Origin of the sequence: Microcystis sp. BLCC-F210, assembly GCF_042134685.1 — a bacterium.
Lineage (GTDB): Bacteria > Cyanobacteriota > Cyanobacteriia > Cyanobacteriales > Microcystaceae > Microcystis > Microcystis aeruginosa_D.
Genome location: NZ_CP169647.1, coordinates 901,067 through 921,136, shown reverse-complemented (window position 1 = coordinate 921,136; position 20,070 = coordinate 901,067). Strand labels below are relative to the sequence as shown.

Below are 20,070 nucleotides of genomic sequence, written 5' to 3'. Positions count from 1 at the left end.
TGTTTTGCCCACCCACAAGACCATGATTGTGATGTTTTAAAAATCTCGCATAAGTCTTTAAGAACTTTTAAAATCAGCATTCACACAGGAGGGATATTATGACAGGTAAGAGTAAACGCGGTTTTGCCTCTATGGATCAAGCTAAACAAAGGGAAATCGCTAGTAAAGGTGGTAAAGCTGCTCATCAAAAAGGTACAGCCCACGAATTTACCTCCGAAGAAGCTCGCGAAGCGGGACGAAAAGGCGGTGAAGTAGTTAGCCGAGATCGCGCCCACATGGCAGCTATTGGACGGGAAGGGGGTAAAAATTCCCACAAAGGCAGTCGCAAAAACCTAAACTCTGGGGAAAATTCCCCAGTTGACGAGTCTATGGCTGAAAATTTCTCAGATTTTGGCAACTCGGAAGCAAATAGTTGACTTCTTGACTTTTTCTGGGACTGAGAGGGTTTTGGGGTGTTGGGGTTTTAGTTAAATTCCCCATTTCCCCATTTCCCCATCCCCAATAGGGACTTGCGTAAAAATAAGATGCCAGCTAGGAGGGCAGAACCGTCACATCCCATTTCGGCAAAGTTTCAGAACGCTAATTTTCATCAACAGGTGGTTCTAATAAAAAGAATCGATAAACAAGTATCTCTTGAATTTGACGAGCTAATTCTCGGTCTTGTTTTATCTGATCGATAGATAGGATAGTGGTATCGGTTACATTTTCAAGTCTCATGGTTCTCCATACTCCTAATAACACTCCTGAGAGTAACGACATAGGTAAACTTTTCGTATAACACTCTCCAGACTAACGATATGGGTCAACTTTCGGTATATCACCCCATTTAGGCGCAATCGCCAGAACTTTTCCCTATATCACGCCCAAAAGCGTGTTAGCCAGATTAGCCCACATCGCACTTTAACCCACAGCTTCAATCAATGTGCATGGTGCGTTCCCCAAAATTAATCGCTGGAGCAGTAGGAGCCACCTTAGGGAACGCACTCTACGGCGATAGGGATTTGCTGAAACCGAGCTCAATACATATTGCTTTCTCTATTTCTTCCCAATAAACGTCTTCTAAAACACCCTGTTTATTCTTAATTCTTTGAGAATCTACAGCCCTCATTTGACTTAAGTTGATGTATCGATCTCCGTCTAGTCCATTCGGCACTGTCGGGGTAATATTGACAACAAAAGGATAAGTCCTTTTCCCGGGCAACAATGGAGCAACTACTGTCGTTGTTCCATTTTGATTGCCAATATCGTTTTGTAAAATCAGGCAAGGACGTTCTTTATCGGTTTCACAACCAACAACGGGTTTCAGATCGATCCACCAGATCTCTCCTCGCTTGTAGGTTAGTCTTCCATTAGGCATTTAGACCGTCGCCCACTGCAATATCCCAGACAGAGATTTCTGCTTGCATCTCTGGATCATTGGCCTGATCTTTATAAGCGTCTTCTAGCTCTTTCATAAAAACCCTTCTCTTCTCTTGCCAGAGAACGTCATTTATGAAGCTGCTACGATTGCTTGCTAGTCGATCTACAAATTCCAAAACTTCGTCATCTAAGGTTATGCTAACTTTCTTACTCATTGCCATAAACTGTTTACGACAGCTTGGTAGGATTAGATCATCATACTAACTAATCCTACATTAATTGTCAATGCCTGCCTCTGATCTGTAAGTAGATTGAATGCCTAACGACATCTAGGGGTGCTACCCAATGCCTTCGGTATCGTACATGGTGCGTTCCCCAAAATCTATTAGTGGAGCAGTAGGACTTACATTAGGGAACGCACCCTACGGCAATGACTGACGGGAGCAAGCAATTAATTTCTAATTTTAAGCACTTGCATAGGAGTCAAACGTCTTTGCTCTGTCCTGTCAAAATCTTGATCAAAACTCACAATAGTAGCTTTTTCAAGCTCGGCAGCAACATATTGGTAAGCATCATCAAAATCCAAGCGAAAGAGATCCATTATTTCTACGACTCTCTTCATTTGGTTAGCAGGAACACCGATCAGTACAACACCAGCATCAATCAAAACGTCATCCACAAATTTGATAAAAACGTCTCTTTGATTCAGCCGATTACAGATCACCCCGATAGAATGTAAAGTAAAATCAGTCATACACATATCAGAGGGTGAGAGCGTATCAAGTAGCTCCGCAACAACCTCCGCCTGTCCTTGTCCTAATAAACGTTCTAGCCAAATATTCGTATCCAGAAGAAACACTAGCCATTTCTCCATTCAACTGCAAGATGCTGTAACTCAATTGATGTGTAATCGGTTTTAAGCATCCCTGCCCAGTCTTGACGGAGTTTGGGTCTTATGGGTTGGTTAGATTTACTTAAAAGTGACTCTACAAACGTTTGTACTTCAACCTTTAACTGGGGCGATAATTGTCTCACCAGTTCTTCTAGTGATTTTGCTGATGTACTCATGTATTTTACCAATTCAACTTTTTGTAGTAGTTGATAACTAATCTAGCACCAGTCTAGCATAGGATTTGATGAGAAATAGCACTAATCTTGAAAACCCCTATAACCCAGTATAGCGCCCTAAAGCAATCCCTCCAACCCCATCTAGGGGTGCTACCCAATGCCTTCGGTATCGCACTTTAACCCACAGTTTCAATCAATGTACATGGTGCGTTCCCCAAAATCGATCGATGGAGCAGTAGGAGCCACCTTAGGGAACGCAGCCTACCAGCTGAATTGACTACGTTTACATGATTAGGAGTTATCTAACACACGGTCGGGTGCAATCATTTGTTAGACCTCAAATTCGATTACAGTAGCAATGGCGGCTACAATTTCCAGCATTGTAATTTCAGAAACGCTTCCTAATTTACGCATAAACCTTTGTAAATCCACCCCCCTTAGTTGAAGAGTATCAATTGCAGAAGCTTTATTCAATCCATTGATACTGTTAGGTTCAATTTTAACGTGCCAGAAATTTGCGGAAAAATATGTTTTCCAGTCTGTAATAGGAGCAATAAGCTTGATAGGAAGCTTTCCTACTGAATCGGAACTGATGACGACAGCAGGACGCACTTTTTTGATTTCTGCACCCATAGTAGGATCGAAGTTGACTAACCAAATTTCTCCACGTTTTGGCAGCTCAGGGTTAATAGTCAATGATGTCACCTGCCATTAACTGCTGCCATTCAGAATCTTGTTGATAGTGAGAGAGCATTATATCAGCCTGACTTTTGAGAAGATTCCTCCGTTCAGTCATTGGTAACTTCAGAAAAGCAAGACGCTGTTTTAAGGATGGAGATATATCTTCGGTGGTGGAATAATCAGAACTAACTTCTTCAACCAAAATAACCACCTCAACAGTTTGTCCTACAGTCAGATCTGGAGATTCAATTTCAATTCTATTTCCCGGTAGGACTTTTGCTGTCGTGTACAAAGTTGATTTAACCATTTTAAGCCTTCTCTTTAAGTATTGTTGTTAATGTAGCTTATTAAGATCGGCGACCGCACTTAAACCCACAGTTTCAATCAATATACATGGTGCGTTCCCCAAAATCGAGCGCTGGAGCAGTAGGAGCCACATTAGGGAACGCACCCTACGGCTACAAGATTGCGATCTGCTACGCAGTGCCTTCGGCATCGCACTACGCAGTGCCTTCGGTATCGCACTACAGCTTATTGGTTTAGCATAACGGATAAGTTCAGCGGCGCGCTTTAGCGCGTCCGCTGGAACGAATTGTTAGAACCCCGTTTGGCGATGTAATGTCAACATCTTTAGGCTGAATGTTTTCTTCCGCAGCCTCTTCAAAAAGTGTGAAGTCGGCAATGCTGAATAATGGCAATGAAGCTTTTTTGGATTTATCATTGACAAAATCACCCATACGATCCGAGCCATTAGCCATCCTATGCAATATTGTTGTAATAGCCTCCTGGCTACGATCAACACCAATCCATTTTCGCCCAAGCTCTGATGCCACCACTAATGTGGTTCCAGACCCTGCATAGCAATCTAGGACAAGATCACCGGGATTTGATGATGCTTCAATAATTCTAGAAAGAAGTGCAGGATTCTTTTCCGTTGGATAGCCGGTTATATGAATGTTTTGATTATGCGCGTCACGAAAGTCCATCCAAATGTCTTGCACTGGAATTCCAGCGCTATTTTCAAGATAGATTTTTCGGCGCGGGTTTCCCGTTGGCGACCAATAAATCTCTCCACGGGCATCCATCTCATCTAGGGTTGACGGTTTATATTGCCAATGCTTTCCGGGTGGCGGCAGCCTGCCTTTCCACTCCCCACCTGTTTCCCCGTTACGGACACCGGGAGCATGGACGGGTACTTTTTTGTATCTGCGCCCATCGGGATCAAGGCATGGATACTCCTTTACTGATTTAACTTCATCCCATGGTTCAATTGGTCGGTTCCATACATAGTTATCGCTCTTTGTGTAGAAAAGAATGTAGTCGGCTACATTTCCGTATGTCTTTCTCGTGTAGTTCTTAGGATTGCACTTCTTGCGCGTTATGCAATTTCGGAAATTTTTCTCTCCGAAAATTTCATCTAAGACGACGCGAAAATGAAAAATCATTCTTTCATCAAGGTGAAGGTATAGCGAACCATCATCGGCCAACAAACGGTGAATTAAAATTAGGCGTTCGCGTAACGTTTCAACAAAATCAGGTCCAACAAGATGATCGTCATAAGCATGGTTTTGTTTTCTTGACTCAAAGGATGATGCCGTTGCAAATGGAGGATCGATGTAAACAAGTTTCACTTTTCCGCTTACGGCTTCATCCTTAGCTAAAGCCGCAAGTACAGCCAAGTTGTCCGCGTGGTAAAGCCTATTATCGCCGCCTGAATATGCCGAATTTGGCGAGTAGTGTCCTGCGGGAAGCGCAAGAATATCTTCTTGTGCCTTTTTTCCGGGGTACTCTAGGCGAAAACCATTAGTGTCCACAGGCGACACCCTTTCTCCTTTTGTACGATTTCCCATGCCTGGAATTGGAACCGCCATACTTAAGACCTCAACCATTCAGATGTGATGCGTTCTGGAACCATGCGCAGCGTGACCACCTTTACTCGGTCTGGCCATTGATCTTCGATGTAAGCGTAATCATTCCACATAGAACCAAGTAAGAGGCCTGGGCCGTCATTCACATAAATTACTTTGATATGTGGCAATCCATGACTGTCTGCATAGCCAAGAATCTCTTGGGCAACTTCACGATATTGACCCGTGCGATCATCCTCCTGTGCGCCACCGCGATCTGAGTCGTAGCGCGCCAAACCAATAGCAAGCACTTTCTCGCCTTCACTGATAACGAAATCTACTGGACGATCTGGCTTCGGGTAATCATTAAAAACATTTTCTAGCAGTACATCTTTACCCGCTCTTTCAGGGCCCGTAACAACCAACCCGATATGCTGGCTGCGCAGAACATCGAATAACCTTTCAGTTAAGTCATAGCCTTTTTTACCGCGATCCTTGTATTCCCAAAGTACTGCGCATAAAGCTTCGTCGGGCATGGGGCGACTGTCAAATTTTTGTTGGACTTCGACAATATTCCTGAAAGCATCACCAAACTGAGCGCATATTTTATCTGCGTCTGTTTTTCGTTTTAACATTTCCACTGGTGTTTGTGGGCTAACGTACTTCTTAAATACACGGCAAAGCTGCGTGCGCATCCACTGATTCCTCGTGTCCATAATAGAGGTGAAAAAGTTAGTGGAAGAATGCGATGTCTTTAGCAATAGCCCAAACTCGACTAGAACTGGCTCATATAATCGGCAAGCGTCCGGAAGAATATCTGGGTAATACTCACCTGTGGCGAGTGTGATCCACGCCTCAGCTTCGGATTTGTAGTCGGAAAATTTTTGTCCTTTTTTCATTGAGCTTGCAGACCCACTATTTAAGAGGTTCTAACTACATATTATACGCCAACTTTATGTATAACACTCTCCAGAGTAACGATATGGGTCAACTTTCGCCATATCAACCCATCTAGGCGCAATCGCCAGAACTTTTCCCTATATCACGCCTAAAAGCCTGTTAGCCAGATTAGCCCACATCGCACTTAAACCCACAGTTTCAATCAATGTGCATGGTGAGTTCCCCAAAATCTATTAGTGGAGCAGTAGGAGCCACATTAGGGAACGCACCCTACAAGATTGCGTACTGCTACGCAGTGCCTTCGGCATCGCACTAGCTTTGGAGCATAATGATCGAGTTCACCTACATTTTGGATCGTAGCGGAAAAATGTCAGATGCAACGATTTGTTATACCTTATCTTTCTTGGTCAGTTAAATCAATATATTCAGTTTGTATTCGTTTATTCTTGATTAGTATTCTAAAATACGGACATTTACCATTTACTGATAAATCTTTATCATCATTCCCTTTCCTGAATTTAATTATTTCAAATTGTTCGGGATTAAATTTATGTAAAAATGTTATTGGCACCCCCATATATCCCTTATAGTCTATTGGTATGTCTTGTGTTTTATTAACATTAATTCCATCATAATTGTCATACTTTGGATATTGAACTTCGTTGCCAAAATATCTTTTTGTAAGTTCTATATCTTCGTGCCGCTTAAAATTATCTAAATTAGTAAGCCATAAACAATTGTTCGGTGAGATTATTCTATTACCAGAGTTATCTATTCGAGTTTCTGTTCCATATAGTTCATAGTGTTCAGGTACAATAAAACCTGAAATACCTCTACCAAGATTTATTCCTAACCACGCCTTGTTTTCTTTAATAAGTTTGAAAATTTCTTTATAGGTTATTGCATTAATATTTCCAATTATCAAAAACTTTTTATCGTATTTAACCAATTGAGCTACATACTCTCTGAATAATGAAAATGGGGGATTGGTAACAACAATATCGGACTGCTTTAATAGTTCAATGCTTTCCGAACTACGAAAATCACCATCTCCATTAAAGTAAACTAGGTCAGTTGAACTTGGTTTGTTTTTTTCGCCTTCTGTACCTGTATATTCAAAGAAAAAACCTTTTTCATCTTCTTCTGTATTAAATAAATTTTTTACTTGCTCTCTATAACAAGATGTTATTATTTTTTTAAGACCTAATTCCTTGAAATTTGAGGTAAAATAATTAAAAAAGTTACTAATTCGGGGGTCATCGCAATTGCAATAAACTACTTGATTTTCAAAATGACTTTTATAATGCTGTAATTCGCTTTCTATATCTGAAAGCTGTGTATAAAACTCGTCGCTTTTTGATTTCTTAGCTTTTTGTAATAATTCGTTTGTTGCATTTCTTACCATTTTCAACCTATTTTGATTTAATAAATCTTTGTTTTAGTTATTTACTTTTGGTTATCTGATTAAATATCTCACTGCCTAATACTTTAAGAGAGGTTTTAGAAATTTCAAGCATAATATCAAACATTTTTTTGACATCCCGTTTTTCGCCATTTCCTTGTGTGTATATAGAAGTTGCTTGAAGCATAATTGTTTTATCTTTATGCTTGACAAACTTATTTTTACACAAATTGGTATTAATGGGCATTCCATAATTTGCAGAAGTTAACCTATCTAATCTATTTAGCGTTCCTGAATTGTATTCAAGCGTTACAACCCTTCCATCGGGTCTTTTAATTGAAATAGTTTCTGTTAAAAAATTTGAGCCTTCTAGAAATAATACATAGGGAAAATGAGATTCAGATAACATCAAATTAGCGATTTCAGATATGTTTTTATGGGATCTTTCTATCGCATTACCGGCAGCCATCAAATCTTGATCATTTTTTGCTCCTACAAGTTTTCCTGCTTTGATGTTTTCAATGTCTTTCCCCTGATGTTTAGCTTCCGAAACTAAAACGATTCTCCAATTACCGTTATCATCTTTTACTTCTATTATTCCACCATCGGGTATAATACTTGAATTTGATACAAAAAGTGTTTGTCCTAATTCTGGGTCAATTTTCTTTAATGCTTCGTTTATTTCTTCTTTTTTTATGCTCGTTTTGTATTGAAAAGATAATTGAGGAAACTCCTTTTCAAGCTGTTCAATTACAAAAAGTGAAATTTTTCCAACAGTTATGTCGTGTGATTTTGCTTCATCTCCAAATATACCAACTACACCTTTAGACTCTTTATGTTGATTCGTTAATCTTTTTGATTGATTCTTTTTAGTCATATTGTGCCTTTTCTTTACTTAAATCTTCCACTTTCTGCTACAGATAATGTATGTATAACTAAAAATTATACACCAACTTTATGTATAACACTCTCCAGACTAACGATATGGGTTAACTTTCGGCATATCACTCTATTTAGGCGCAATCGCCAGAACTTTTCCCTATATCACGCCCAAAAGCCTGTTAGCCAGATTAGCCCACATCGCACTTTAACCCACAGCTTCAATCAATGTGCATGGTGCGTTCCCCAAAATCGAGCGCTGGAGCAGTAGGAGCCACCTTAGGGAACGCACCCTACGGCGATGGCGATCGCACTGAGGGCTGACAACCGCGCTCAGGGGCTGCCATTAACCTCAAACTCAGCACCAGCGGCGTCTGCAAGCCATTAGGGAGAGAAAAGACACCTCCGGTACCTTGGAGGTCAGAAGTTCAAATCCTCTATCAAGTAATAACCAGAGGCTTGCATGAAAATTCTGGGGCATGTTTTAAAACAGATCCCAGTAGCCGAACCAGTAAGAATAGGTTTAAAGAGGGAACCATCCTGACCACGCTGGGTTTTCAACGCGAGGATCGTAATACTGGCTCCACACCTTTCGGTCATAGCCGACCACAAACAATGTCACCCCACCAGGCACTCCGCTGATGGCAGTTACCACCGATGTTGGTGGAAATGTGTTATCTCCGAGGGGGAACCAATCAGACCATTTAGCATCTGCAATTCTGGGATCATAGAACTTGCTCCAAATTCGGCCATCTAAACCGACAACGAAGAGACTGGCTGCGCCGGGTAATGAGCTAACGGCAGACACGTTTGTGGTTTCTGGGGAAACGCCACCCCCTAACTCAAACCATCCTGACCATGCTGGATTCTCAACGCGAGGATCGTAATACTGGCTCCACACCTTTCGGTCATGGCCGACCACAAACAATGTCACCCCACCAGGCACTCCGCTGATGGCAGTTACCACCGATGTTGGTGGAAATGTGTTATCTCCGAGGGGGAACCAATCAGACCATTTAGCATCTGCAATTCTGGGATCATAGAACTTGCTCCAAATTCGGCCATCTAAACCGACAACGAAGAGACTGGCTGCGCCGGGTAATGAGCTAACGGCAGACACGTTTGTGGTTTCTGGGGAAACGCCACCCCCTAACTCAAACCATCCTGACCACGCTGGGTTTTCAACGCGAGGATCGTAATACTGGCTCCACACCTTTCGGTCATGGCCGACCACAAACAATGTCACCCCACCAGGCACTCCGCTGATGGCAGTTACCACCGATGTTGGTGGAAATGTGTTATCTCCGAGGGGGAACCAATCAGACCATTTAGCATCTGCAATTCTGGGATCATAGAACTTGCTCCAAATTCGGCCATCTAAACCGACAACGAAGAGACTGGCTGCGCCGGGTAATGAGCTAACGGCAGACACGTTTGTGGTTTCTGGGGAAACGCCACCGCCTAACTCAAACCATCCTGACCATGCTGGATTCTCAACGCGGGGATCATAATACTGGCTCCACACCTTTCGATCACCCTTGATCGCAAACAATGTCACCCCACCGGGCACTCCGCTGATGGCAGTTACCGATAATAAATCTGCCAGATCTACTTGAAGAGCTGATGAAGAGCTGCCAATCTTAGAAAGAGCAGCAGCGGATGTTCCTAATGGGGACGGTTTTCCATCGCTGTTTAAGGCGACACCGCCCGAAAATACGATGTAATACAAGGAATTTTCTTGTTTGCTTCCCACAAATATACCTGTAGCAGTGTCAGGTTCACCCCCTCTCCCTGCAAGCTCATGGCTAATCACAGAGAGACTACCAAGAATATCATCGTCACTTCCAGTATCTCTTTCCCAAAAATAGACTGTTATCGTCCTATCGTATGGAATTGTTAGATCAAGAGTGATTCGAGGTCTTTCATTACCCAATTCAAAATAGTCTTCTTGTAAAGGCCATACCTTCTGCTGTCTCTCCTGGTCAGAAAGACTTATATAGAAATCATCTGAGCCGTCAAGACCGAGGCTTTCAATCAGATCGGTCACCTCCTTCCATACGTCTCCCGCCACGTTTATTGCATCTTTCAGCACCTTCAAAGGCGTCAACCCTGTTATCGCTCCAGCCGTTCCTAGCAACCTATTCTGAGCGTCCAAGATGTTACCTAGAAGTTTCGAGAACGCTTTATCATTCTCTTTCCAGAAAAGACCTGTACCTGTTGTTATACATTCTATATACAGAATTCGAAGTGTCGGCATGATTGCATCCTCCAGTAATTTCTACTTGATTTTCAAAGATAAGCTTAGCACCTAATTTCTGGGCTGGCGTCCCCCGGATCTGACCTGTCCTTTAGTCACATCTTTCTTAACATTTCAAACCTTTGTGGCACAAGGCTTTCAAGACTCGGTTAACAATCTGTAATATTCCTTGTTGACACCCTTACTGACAAAGAAAAAACTGAAATCAAGTCAGGATAAGGGTTGGAGTGCTTACTGCAAAAATTGTTAAGAAAGATCCCTATAATGGATAGGGATCTGACTGAGGGACACATCTCTGAGAACCCTTGCAAAAGTATGGGTCTCAAGTCAATGGGGTGGGCAGGGAGCCATGGGAGGTTGGGGCTGCGAAACCAATCCACAGCCCCTCTCTAGGCGACCGAATCATAGTGACTGTCTAACTAGGGATTATACGGAAGCTTTCTGCATAACACTCTCCAGACTAACGATATGGGTCAACTTTCGGCATATCACCCCATTTAGGCGCAATCGCCAGAACTTTTACCTATATCACGCCCAAAAGCCTGTTAGCCAGATTAGCCCACATCGCACTTTAACCCACAATTTAAATCAATGTACATGGTGCGTTCCCCAAAATCGAGCGCTGGAGCAGTAAGAGCCACCTTAGGGAACGCACCCTACGGCTCCAAGCGAGTCTTAGCTATCGTGTCAGCGTGGATGTATGTATTGAAGTAATGAGGTTCTTCCTTGAATGAATAATACTCTTACTTGCATGACCATGCCATTACAGTCCTCAAGCTCAAAAGGCTCATCAACAATGAATGTTCCAGGTTGTTGAACACCACCATTAATTGCAATATTGTCCGCATAGAGATAAGTCCGATTAGAGGTATCTAAAATTGGGTTTAGTCGCCCTTCAAGTCCAGGAATGTAGCAAGTGCTTTGACAAATTACCGAACCAGTATTTTCTGATTCCAATAAAGTAACCTTTAAGTCATCGCTCGGATCCCAAGAATGAATCAAGGCACCAGGATACTGAGGGTGAGCTACTAGCAAGCGGTATAACCGTCTAGTAGGGATTTCGATCACGGCTTTGCCGTCAGAAGATGTCACGGCGCTTTTTGTAGTACTGTTATCTGCGATTGCCGTTAAAGATGCGCGTTCAATCGGCAAACCTTCAGTTGAAACTACCTCTATCTGTCCACATATTGGATTGATTCGTAGACCCTTATCTACTGAAAAAAAAGCTCTGCGTGTTGACTCCGAGGGGATTGAGAGACCACTGTTAATGAGTTTCTTTTTAATTATCCCAACAAAGTCAGGAGGTTTTTTGTCCTTTAGAGAGATGTATCCAATTGTTGGCAAGACTCCAGGAATTGGTGTTTCATCAAAGCGTGCAGGCAGTATATATTCTTGGTTCTCCTGGAATGCCCTCGCCTGCATTGCCTGTCGTTCATGGTTAGTCCACATTTTTCGGGCGTAGTGTTCCGAAATAAACATGATTGTATAACGAGCCTTATCCTTGTAAATCTCTGTTAAATAGTCATAAAGATTCTTTCCCCAAAGGTTTGCCTCTTCAAATAGGTCATAAAAAATCTTGACACCTGAATCTCGCAGTAAATTCGCAACCTGATCTACATACTCGCGATCCTCGCCAGCAAAGGAAAGAGCAAGCTCAAAAGGTTTTGGCTCTTCGTTACTTGGTATGGTTCGATAGGGGGGCATAAATTGACTAAATCCTTATCTGGCAACAGACTTAATTGATGAGTTCGCTCTAGATGAAAAACAATTGACAAAAATCGCCAAATGCCTTTCTATATAAGGGTTCCATCCCTTATAACCCCCGTCCATTGCATAAGACAAACCGAAGAGCCAAGGTTTTGTCATTTGAAAACGGATATTTCTATGGGAGGATAGTACAGCTAACTATATATTATACGGAAACTTTCGGTATATCAATCTATTTAGACGCGATCGCCAGAACTTTTCCCTATATTACGCCCAAAAGCGTGTTAGCCAGATTAGCGTATTGCCAAAAACCTTGTTTAACCAAATTCCTGACAATTAGGCTAATTCTACCGATGATTATTCGATCTGGTCGCACCCCTTGACAAAAATTTATAATTATTCGATTCGTTTAACTGTCGGGGGACTCTGTAAAGATTTTTTACTGGGAAATACACACCAACCAACAAACTTTTTGCCGCAAATCCTAATTCAACCTTTTGCTCCTGTACTTTTAGCAGCACAGGAGCAAAGTTGAAAATAAAAATTAATAAATGTCCTCATCGGTGATAACTTCCACGGGAATCACTTCTTCTAACACTTTTTCCTGCATTTCTTGGCGACGAATCGGTATTTTGGTTTTTTCCAATTCCGGTAAAGCGACTAATTCCCGTTGTTTTTCCCGGACAGTATTGGGTAACAACATCGGTAAAGGTTCGGGGGTTTCTAACCAGTAGCTGGCCACCGGTAGGGTATGTTCTAAATCCTCCAATAAACGGGGAATAATCATCACCGCGTGCAGTTCACCGATTTTCTCTGCTTCCCGCATTCCCGCGTCAATGGCTACGGCCACATTAGCGACGGAACCCCGGATAATGGCCGTACACAAACCATCCCCGATTGTTTCGTAGGAAGCTAACTGCACATCGGCCGATTTTAACATGGCATCGGCTGCCCCCACCATAGCAGGAAAACCGCGGGTTTCCAAGAGACCGATCGACATATTGCTCAGTTTGCTGAAACCCCGTTGACTTTGGGCAATTTCGGCTAAACGGCTACCAATTGGGAAAATTACCTCTAAATTGGGCATTGGTCGGGGAATAACCGATTTAGATACCAATTGTCCGAACTGTGCGGCGGTTTTTGCCCCTTCTTCCACTGCTAACCGCACATCGGCAATATTACCACGCACGATCGCCGTACAGTGACCACCGCCAATTTTTTCGTAACCCACGAGGGTAACTTCTGCCGATTTTAACATCATATCCGCTGTCCCGACGATCGCCGGAAAGCTGAGGGTAGAGACTAAACCCAAGGCGCTATCTTTGGGGTGACGCTTGGTTTTCATCGTCCTTTGACTGGGGTTAGTTGTGGACGAGGGGGGAATGCTTCCATTAACTCTTAATCTAGACATTGAAGATAAACTTGCCCTAACAGGTACGAAGGGGGTGATTGTCAGCTATCCTGTTACTATCTAGTCTATCCTGTTAACCTTAATTGCTATTGAAGATTTTTTAGGGATTAGATAAATTTTAGTTATTGTAGCTTGATCAAGTTGTCTATGACAGAACAGCCTCGCAGTACAGATGATCGAATCAGCGAAACGGAAGCGACCGAATTAATGCGATCGCTGCTTCATAAGGAAGGAAATTGGGTGAATTGGGGGCAAAAATGTCAAAAACTGCAAAAAGCTGGCTACGATTCCCAGTTAATTTTTGAACAAACCGGTTTTCAAAATGCCCAACAAAATTTAATTATTGTCGCTGCCCAAGTTTTTGAGAGTTTAATCAAAGCGGGGGCAGCTGAAGATTTGTTAAGTTACTACATCGGGCCGCGCAGTGATGTGCTATACGAATTGCGGATTCTCAACCAAGAACAAAGACTAGGGGCAGCGAAATTAGCGGCAGAAAAAAGGATTGAGGTGGCTGAAGCACACGATATCGCCAAAGCTATCCAAGATTTTTCCCGTTTATCCCAGATTCCCAGTGAATTTACTCGTCATCCTGGAGATGCGATCGCTTATCAGTGCTGGAAACGGGGCAAACAAAAGCGAGATTTAGCCGAAAGAGCAAAATTAATCGCTAAAGGGTTGAAATTTGCCCATTCTGACTCGGCCAGACAGGCGATCGAGTCTTTACTACAAGATTTTACCGTTACTCCCACCCGTAGCGCACCGTTGCTACCCGTCCATCGTTTACAGGATGAGGACGAATTAGCCAGAATTATTCCTTTAGTAGGAAGATTTCCGGTGACGGTAACTGATATAAAATGCACAGAAAGTTTGAGCGTCGAGGAACCTTTTCGACTGGTAACGGTGGGGGATAAACAAACGATTGTCCCTCTCCCCGGTTGGCAAGCAATTCTCAAGGCGATCGATCCTGTAGCTATTTTATGGCCTAGTGATCAATTACCTCGATCGATTGCCACCAGATCCGAGGAAGTGTTATTAGTGATCGATCGAGTTTTTGCCGAATGGGACGTGAACAATTATTATCTAGTGGAGAGGGATAATTCTGTCTTTTTACAATGGTTTGATAGTTCCCCCGATGTCACCATACTAGGTGAATTGGTCTTGATTTTAAGAGCAAAAAATATCCTTGATGAAAAAAACATCACCGAACCCTGGCAAATGGACGACTAAATCAGTGATCAGTGATCAGTAACCAGTGATCAGGTTTAAGCTATTAGTTATGAGTGGGAATAATAAAATAGATATAAGTACCTAAGCAAAATTAATTACACATATCTAACCCCCTCTTGCCTTTTGCCTCTTGCCTTTTGCCTATCTTTACTAGGAAATTAATTTTGCACGACTACTTAGCAGTTTTCATCAGAATGAGGTATGAGCAAGGAGCTTAAACCCTTTGTTGGCAAAACTTGTCGATACCTCAGTAACGTGAAAAGCACTATTAACTGATAACTGATAACTGATAACTGATAACTGATAACTGATAACTGATAACTGATAACTGATAACTGATAACTGATAACTGATAACTGATAACTGATAACTGATAACTGATAACTGATAACTGATAACTGATAACTGATAACTGATAACTGATATATGCGTGCAGTAATTTGTGGATATTATGGGAGAGGAAACGGAGGAGATGAGGCATTATTAGTGTCTCTATTGCAGATGCTGCCGTCAGAAATTAAACCTATTGTTTTGTCAAATAATCCCAGAGAAACCAGTCAACGTTATGGAGTGGAAACCTGTCCTAGTCGGGATTGGTGGCAAGTTTTTCAAACTCTTAAAAAAGCCGATATATTTATCTGGGGTGGTGGCAGTTTAATGCAGGATGTCACCAGTTTTGCCAGTCCAATTTATTACGGTGGGTTAATGGCTCTTGCTCAATTATTGGGCTTAAAAACTATTGCTTGGGGCCAGGGAATTGGACCATTAAATAGACCTTTTACCCGTTGGTTAACCAAAAAAGTTTTGCAACAATGTAGTTTAGTTACTGTGCGCGATGATATATCGGCTCATTTAGTTGCCGATTGGGGTATTAGTCCCATTGTTGCCCCCGATCCAGTATGGGCTTTAGAAGCTCAATCAGTCAAGGGATTATCGGATTTACCCGCCCCAAGAATCGCCGTCAATTTACGTCCCCATCCCCTATTAACCCCGGCAAAATTAGATAAATTAACCCAAGCTTTAATTGATTTACAAATTAGTACGGGGGCGTTTATTCTCTTAGTCCCTTTTCAAAAGTCACGGGATTTGCCCCTCTGTGAAGCTGTAGCCCGTCAATTAAGGGAAAATCATCAAATCATTAGTTTAGAGGATCCAAGACAGTTAAAAGGCTTATTTCGCGGGGTAGAAATGGTGATCGGAATGCGCTTTCATAGTTTAATTATGGCCGCAGCAGAAGATTGTCGTTGTTTTGCCCTTAGTTATGATCCGAAAGTGTCGCGATTAATTGCTGAAGTCCCGATGCAGGGTTGGGAATTAGATCAGTTACCAGAAACAGTTAATGATATTAGTAATGCTTGGATTAATTTTTATGCCAATGGAGAGAGATTAACCAGCGATCGCAAACATTTTTTAATCGATCGAGCTTTAATTCATCGAGAAGTTTTATCTAGATTGGTGAGCTAATTTTTATGTCGAGCGCTATTACTGAAGCGATCACGACTATTGCCCTAGCTGAGACAAGATTTAATCTCTCCTTAACAGAAGATAGGGCATTTTTTCCCGAATGGCAAAGTGATTTACTGTCTCTATCTAGCCATGAAAAAAAGAGTTTGGATGAACTAAGACAAAGATATTTATACCAAAGATCGGCGGGACAGTTATTAGAAGGAACCGTGACTTTATTGTTAGTTTCTCCCCTACTAGCGATTGCGGGTTTTTACGATCCGCTTTTGCGAGTACGCACAGAGGAATCGGTAAGCTTAACCATCGATGATGGGGAAGAAATACTATCGGGTAGAATCGATGTGTTAGTCTGGTTAAATCAGTTTTGGGTGGTAATTGTAGAATACAAAAAAACTGCCCTATCGGTTTGGACTGCCTTACCGCAAACCTTGGCCTATTTGATGGCTAATCCCCGGCCAGAAAAACCTAGCTTTGCTCTCGTCACCAATGGAGATGATATTTTATTGGTCAAATTGAGAGCTAATGTCCATCATTATGCCCTATCTAGGATATTTGCTCCCTTTATTTCCAGAGAAGAACTATATAGGGTTTTGCAGATTTTAAAACATATCGGTGCAGCGGTCAAATAAAATCAAGATTAGAGCTTATTAGCGAGGAAAAACCTAACCGGAAGAATTTTTAGGTGAATCCTAATTGAGATGGGAGTCTTTGGGGATAACATCCAAACCAAGGAGAACCTTTTGAGTATTGGACATATCGCCGATAATTCTTTGTAGGGGTGGGGGAAGTTGTTTGACTAAAGTAGGAGTTACGAGAATTTTATCCTGTTCCGCTAATTGCGGCTGTTCGAGAACATCAATTATTTCTACCGTATAAAGATCAGATAACTCCTCGCGACAGATCCGAAAAATATTGGCGATCGCCCTCTGGGATTTACTTGAATCACCCATAATGTAGAGTTTGAGAAGATATTGACTCATGATTGCGTGTTATTGAACAGTTTAATGTTGCTGAGACCGATATAGTATTTACGGTAGAAAGAGACGAGATAACCCATCAATTCCAGAACCATGAGACGACCTTCGCTAACGTAGGCCTGCGCTTTGGCTAGGGTGACATCCTGATTTTTTTGGCGTAGGGTGGTAGTATGAATGTCCACCACATCGCGAGGACTAGCTTTTAAGAATCCTAACTTATCGGCCAAGCTTCGCAGTCGTTCCGATAGATTATGTTCCACTTTGTATGCTTGTTCTTCTAAAGCTAAGTCTAATAATTCTCCGTAATTTTGGACTAATTCTTGGAAAATATCGGGAATACTCTGCCTTATTGCCTCAGAACCGAACATTTTCGCCGTGATGCTAGTTTGTCCTCCCTTGATTAACTGTTCCAGTTCGCGAAATTCTTCTTCCTGTTGTTGATGTTTAAGATTGAGGATATATTGCTGGCGCTCGATCGCCACACGAATTTGATAGACTAAAAGACTACTATCGATATTATTTAACTGAATATAACCATCAGCCCCCAGTTGAAAGGCTTTAACGACTAATTTTTCATCATTGCTAGTGGTTTGAACCACTATCGGTATAGTAGAGGCTAATTCTCTGGTTTTGACTAGGATATTTAAACCGGGGGGGACAGAGATTTCCAAGCTTAAGAGGATGAGATCAAATTTCTCCCCAGCTAGTTTTTTGGCAGTTTCCTCTAGATCCTGAGCTTGGGTGAGGGTAAAAGTCAACCCCTCAGCTAGGGAACATTGGGGGGCCTTTAACAGCAATCTTTGGATTAGTTTAACAGTCGTCGGCTCATCCTCTATCAATAAAATCCTACAGAGATCCCTAGTCATTGTTAATCGATCGCTAAAATTATCTTTTTTCCCCTACTCTCATAGTACGCTCATCTTTGGGAAACTCAAGGACAAAATCACAATAGATAGATTTCCAGCAAAACTGAGATTTTAGGTTGAAATTGCTCTTAAAGTCTTTAATTTAAGGATTTTTAACCCAAAAAATCGCTTTTCTACTCCAAGCAAACAATCTATTTCTTTCTTTTCCCCACACCCCATCTCCCCACGAATTATACTAAATCCAGTTATTAAAAACTGATTATTTATTCCCCCTTTTGCCTGTTGCCTCTTGCATGAGTGCCTATCCTGATATGTTACCTATACTCAACGGATTTAGTATTACTGTCTTCTCCCCTGCTGTCTTAACGGGTAATTTAGATAATCAACAGCTGATCGAGCCGATTAGGGAAATAGGGAGTAGAATAGAAAGGTTGTGAGTCTATAACTATCGTTAAAATACTATGGCTTGTCCCAAGAAGAAAACCTCAAATGCCAAGCGCGACCAACGGAGAGCGCACTGGAGAAAGCAAGCGGAGCGGGAAGCCCAAAAAGCCTTATCTTTGGGTAAATCTGTTCTTTCTGGTCGTTCTAACAGCTTTGTCTATCCCACTAAAGAGGAAGAAGAAGGGGAAGACGAGGAATAATATTCCTATCAGTCTTCAGTTACCGGAAAAATTTGGCTGTGGTTCGCTGTTAACACCGAATAAATTTCCTCAAGGTCTAGGACGGTGTGATAACTTAATGGTGGGGAGTGAAGTATGGAAAACCTTTTCGCTCCCTCATATTTTAAGATTTGTTTAGAATTTTCGTCGCGAGTCTCAAACAATGTTAGGCAAATTTTTTAAAAAACCAGCATCTCCCGATAAAGACCGAGTTCCTCCGGGCCAATATCTCGCTAGTGGTTTTCCTGTGCTTACCTACGGGGATACTCCCCAAATCAAGACCGAGAACTGGTTATTCAAGGTTTGGGGAAAGGTGGCCACGACTAAAACTTTTAACTGGTCGGATTTTATGGCCCTACCGCAGTCGGAGTTTACCAAGGATTTTCACTGTGTCACCCGTTGGTCAAAATTAGATGTGACTTGGACGGGAGTTAAGGTATCGGATTTTATGACCTTAATTGACCTGCTGCCGGAAGCTACCCACGTCATGCAACACTGTTATGGCGGTTATACCACTAACCTGACCCTAGAGGAGTTCCTGCACGAGGATAATTTTTTCGCTTTTCAACTGTTTGGTCAACCTTTACCCCCCGACCACGGTGGTCCGCTGCGTTTAGTTGTTCCCCATCTCTACGCTTGGAAAAGTTCTAAATGGATTAATGGTTTAGAATTTCTCGATCGAGAGCAATCCGGTTTCTGGGAACGTAATGGCTACCATCGACGAGGCGATCCCTGGTTAGAGGAACGTTATAGCGGTTTTTAACCAGTTTTGGCTTAAAATCGGGTGAGATAAGCAATCAAGTCCGCTAATTCGCATCATTAAAACAAGCAAAAGTCAAGGGGTAAGCAACAAATTTTTACTCGATCGCAACTGGTTAATTATAATCTCCGAATTGCCTGATCGCACTTTTGAACATCCGCTGCTAACCCCAATGCTTGATATAATTCCCGCGCTTGAAGATATGCTTCTTTCGCTTCCGAACCTTTCAACAGGATGTTAACCAGAAATTTGATAGCCTACAAAAGGATGTTAATCAGAAATTTGATAGCCTACAAAAGGATTTTAACCAGAAATTTGAGAAAATCGACGAACGGCTAACTAAGCTAGAGGTAGGACAAGCAAAACTAACTGAGAAAGTCGATGGGATGGATAGAAGACTAGAAAAGGTGGAAGGAACCCAAAAAAATCAAGTTTGGACGTTAATTATTCTTTTAGGAGGAGCGATCGGAACAGCAGCGTGGCGCTCTTTCTTTTCTGGTAATCCTTAGAAATATTACCATAAGACTAAATACTAGGCAATAGGTAATCAGTTTTTAATAACCAGATTTAGGATTAAAATAAAATTATTGTACTATCATTACT

At 42.0% G+C, this 20,070-nt stretch carries 23 protein-coding genes; 7 read left to right on the top strand and 16 right to left on the bottom strand.

The window, feature by feature from the left end; all coding sequences use genetic code 11:
* The first annotated feature begins 98 nt into the window (after positions 1-98).
* Positions 99-416 (top strand): KGG domain-containing protein, encoded by a 318-nt coding sequence (locus tag ACE3JL_RS04560; RefSeq protein ID WP_375328938.1) that lies wholly within the window; start codon positions 99-101, stop codon positions 414-416.
* Positions 417-579: 163 nt separating this feature from the next.
* Here the strand turns inward: ACE3JL_RS04560 and ACE3JL_RS04555 are convergent, their stop codons facing one another.
* The 14 genes from ACE3JL_RS04555 to ACE3JL_RS04490 all read right to left on the bottom strand — a co-directional run bounded on the left by ACE3JL_RS04555 (position 580) and on the right by ACE3JL_RS04490 (position 13,445).
* Complete coding sequence (locus ACE3JL_RS04555; RefSeq protein ID WP_271989588.1) at positions 580-717, bottom strand: hypothetical protein; 138 nt, start codon at positions 715-717, stop codon at positions 580-582.
* Positions 718-985: 268 nt separating this feature from the next.
* Positions 986-1,357: a type II toxin-antitoxin system PemK/MazF family toxin gene (locus ACE3JL_RS04550; RefSeq protein ID WP_271989587.1), complete on the bottom strand. Its 372-nt coding sequence runs from the start codon at positions 1,355-1,357 to the stop codon at positions 986-988.
* Positions 1,350-1,574, bottom strand: a complete 225-nt coding sequence (locus tag ACE3JL_RS04545) for a hypothetical protein (RefSeq protein WP_002746763.1) — start codon at positions 1,572-1,574, stop codon at positions 1,350-1,352. Before ACE3JL_RS04545 ends, ACE3JL_RS04550 begins: the two co-directional genes overlap by 8 nt.
* Before the next feature lie 236 nt (positions 1,575-1,810).
* On the bottom strand, positions 1,811-2,233 hold the full coding sequence (locus tag ACE3JL_RS04540) for a PIN domain-containing protein (RefSeq protein ID WP_288141622.1): 423 nt from the start codon (positions 2,231-2,233) through the stop codon (positions 1,811-1,813).
* Positions 2,218-2,427, bottom strand: coding sequence for a DUF2281 domain-containing protein (locus tag ACE3JL_RS04535; RefSeq protein WP_271988263.1), 210 nt, complete (start codon positions 2,425-2,427; stop codon positions 2,218-2,220). Before ACE3JL_RS04535 ends, ACE3JL_RS04540 begins: the two co-directional genes overlap by 16 nt.
* Positions 2,428-2,757: 330 nt before the next feature.
* Entirely contained in the window at positions 2,758-3,132 is a 375-nt protein-coding gene (locus tag ACE3JL_RS04530; protein WP_375328937.1) for a type II toxin-antitoxin system PemK/MazF family toxin, read from the bottom strand.
* Complete coding sequence (locus tag ACE3JL_RS04525; protein ID WP_375328936.1) at positions 3,113-3,415, bottom strand: hypothetical protein; 303 nt, start codon at positions 3,413-3,415, stop codon at positions 3,113-3,115. Before ACE3JL_RS04525 ends, ACE3JL_RS04530 begins: the two co-directional genes overlap by 20 nt.
* 250 nt (positions 3,416-3,665) lie before the next feature.
* Entirely contained in the window at positions 3,666-4,979 is a 1,314-nt protein-coding gene (locus ACE3JL_RS04520; RefSeq protein WP_375328935.1) for a site-specific DNA-methyltransferase, read from the bottom strand.
* A 2-nt stretch (positions 4,980-4,981) separates the two neighbouring features.
* Positions 4,982-5,854, bottom strand: coding sequence for a bstEII (locus tag ACE3JL_RS04515; protein ID WP_375328934.1), 873 nt, complete (start codon positions 5,852-5,854; stop codon positions 4,982-4,984).
* Between the two features lie 395 nt (positions 5,855-6,249).
* Complete coding sequence (locus ACE3JL_RS04510) at positions 6,250-7,260, bottom strand: adenine-specific methyltransferase EcoRI family protein (RefSeq protein ID WP_375328933.1); 1,011 nt, start codon at positions 7,258-7,260, stop codon at positions 6,250-6,252.
* 37 nt (positions 7,261-7,297) lie between these two features.
* Positions 7,298-8,134 (bottom strand): EcoRI family type II restriction endonuclease, encoded by an 837-nt coding sequence (locus ACE3JL_RS04505; protein ID WP_375328932.1) that lies wholly within the window; start codon positions 8,132-8,134, stop codon positions 7,298-7,300.
* A 525-nt stretch (positions 8,135-8,659) separates the two neighbouring features.
* The gene (locus tag ACE3JL_RS04500) at positions 8,660-10,393 is read right to left on the bottom strand and encodes a hypothetical protein (RefSeq protein ID WP_375328931.1); all 1,734 of its coding nucleotides are present in this window, start codon (positions 10,391-10,393) and stop codon (positions 8,660-8,662) included.
* A 687-nt stretch (positions 10,394-11,080) separates the two neighbouring features.
* Positions 11,081-12,097 carry a toll/interleukin-1 receptor domain-containing protein gene (locus ACE3JL_RS04495; protein ID WP_375328930.1) on the bottom strand — a complete coding sequence of 339 codons (1,017 nt, stop codon included), beginning with the start codon at positions 12,095-12,097 and terminating at the stop codon, positions 11,081-11,083.
* 547 nt (positions 12,098-12,644) lie between these two features.
* A complete protein-coding gene (locus ACE3JL_RS04490) occupies positions 12,645-13,445 on the bottom strand; it encodes a BMC domain-containing protein (RefSeq protein WP_036402228.1) in 801 nt (266 codons plus the stop codon).
* Between the two features lie 213 nt (positions 13,446-13,658).
* Between ACE3JL_RS04490 and raf1 the strand changes: the two genes are divergently transcribed.
* From raf1 to ACE3JL_RS04475, 3 genes are all read left to right on the top strand, one after another.
* Positions 13,659-14,738, top strand: a complete 1,080-nt coding sequence (gene raf1 / locus ACE3JL_RS04485; protein ID WP_190359661.1) for a RuBisCO accumulation factor 1 — start codon at positions 13,659-13,661, stop codon at positions 14,736-14,738.
* 426 nt (positions 14,739-15,164) lie between these two features.
* Positions 15,165-16,202 (top strand): polysaccharide pyruvyl transferase CsaB, encoded by a 1,038-nt coding sequence (gene csaB, locus ACE3JL_RS04480; RefSeq protein WP_375328929.1) that lies wholly within the window; start codon positions 15,165-15,167, stop codon positions 16,200-16,202.
* A gap of 5 nt (positions 16,203-16,207) precedes the next feature.
* A complete protein-coding gene (locus ACE3JL_RS04475; protein WP_271988268.1) occupies positions 16,208-16,831 on the top strand; it encodes a type I restriction endonuclease subunit R in 624 nt (207 codons plus the stop codon).
* Positions 16,832-16,891: 60 nt separating this feature from the next.
* Here ACE3JL_RS04475 and ACE3JL_RS04470 read toward each other — a convergent pair whose 3' ends face one another.
* A complete protein-coding gene (locus tag ACE3JL_RS04470) occupies positions 16,892-17,182 on the bottom strand; it encodes a circadian clock KaiB family protein (protein WP_002752661.1) in 291 nt (96 codons plus the stop codon).
* The gene (locus tag ACE3JL_RS04465) at positions 17,179-18,045 is read right to left on the bottom strand and encodes a response regulator (protein ID WP_271988269.1); all 867 of its coding nucleotides are present in this window, start codon (positions 18,043-18,045) and stop codon (positions 17,179-17,181) included. Before ACE3JL_RS04465 ends, ACE3JL_RS04470 begins: the two co-directional genes overlap by 4 nt.
* Positions 18,046-18,506: 461 nt before the next feature.
* Here ACE3JL_RS04465 and rpmF point away from each other — a divergent pair, with 461 nt between their 5' ends.
* From rpmF to ACE3JL_RS04450, 3 genes are all read left to right on the top strand, one after another.
* Complete coding sequence (rpmF, locus tag ACE3JL_RS04460) at positions 18,507-18,689, top strand: 50S ribosomal protein L32 (protein ID WP_004161392.1); 183 nt, start codon at positions 18,507-18,509, stop codon at positions 18,687-18,689.
* A 181-nt stretch (positions 18,690-18,870) separates the two neighbouring features.
* Positions 18,871-19,470 (top strand): sulfite oxidase-like oxidoreductase, encoded by a 600-nt coding sequence (locus tag ACE3JL_RS04455; protein ID WP_271988270.1) that lies wholly within the window; start codon positions 18,871-18,873, stop codon positions 19,468-19,470.
* 191 nt (positions 19,471-19,661) lie between these two features.
* On the top strand, positions 19,662-19,976 hold the full coding sequence (locus ACE3JL_RS04450) for a DUF4164 domain-containing protein (protein ID WP_375328928.1): 315 nt from the start codon (positions 19,662-19,664) through the stop codon (positions 19,974-19,976).
* Positions 19,977-20,070: the final 94 nt, after the last annotated feature.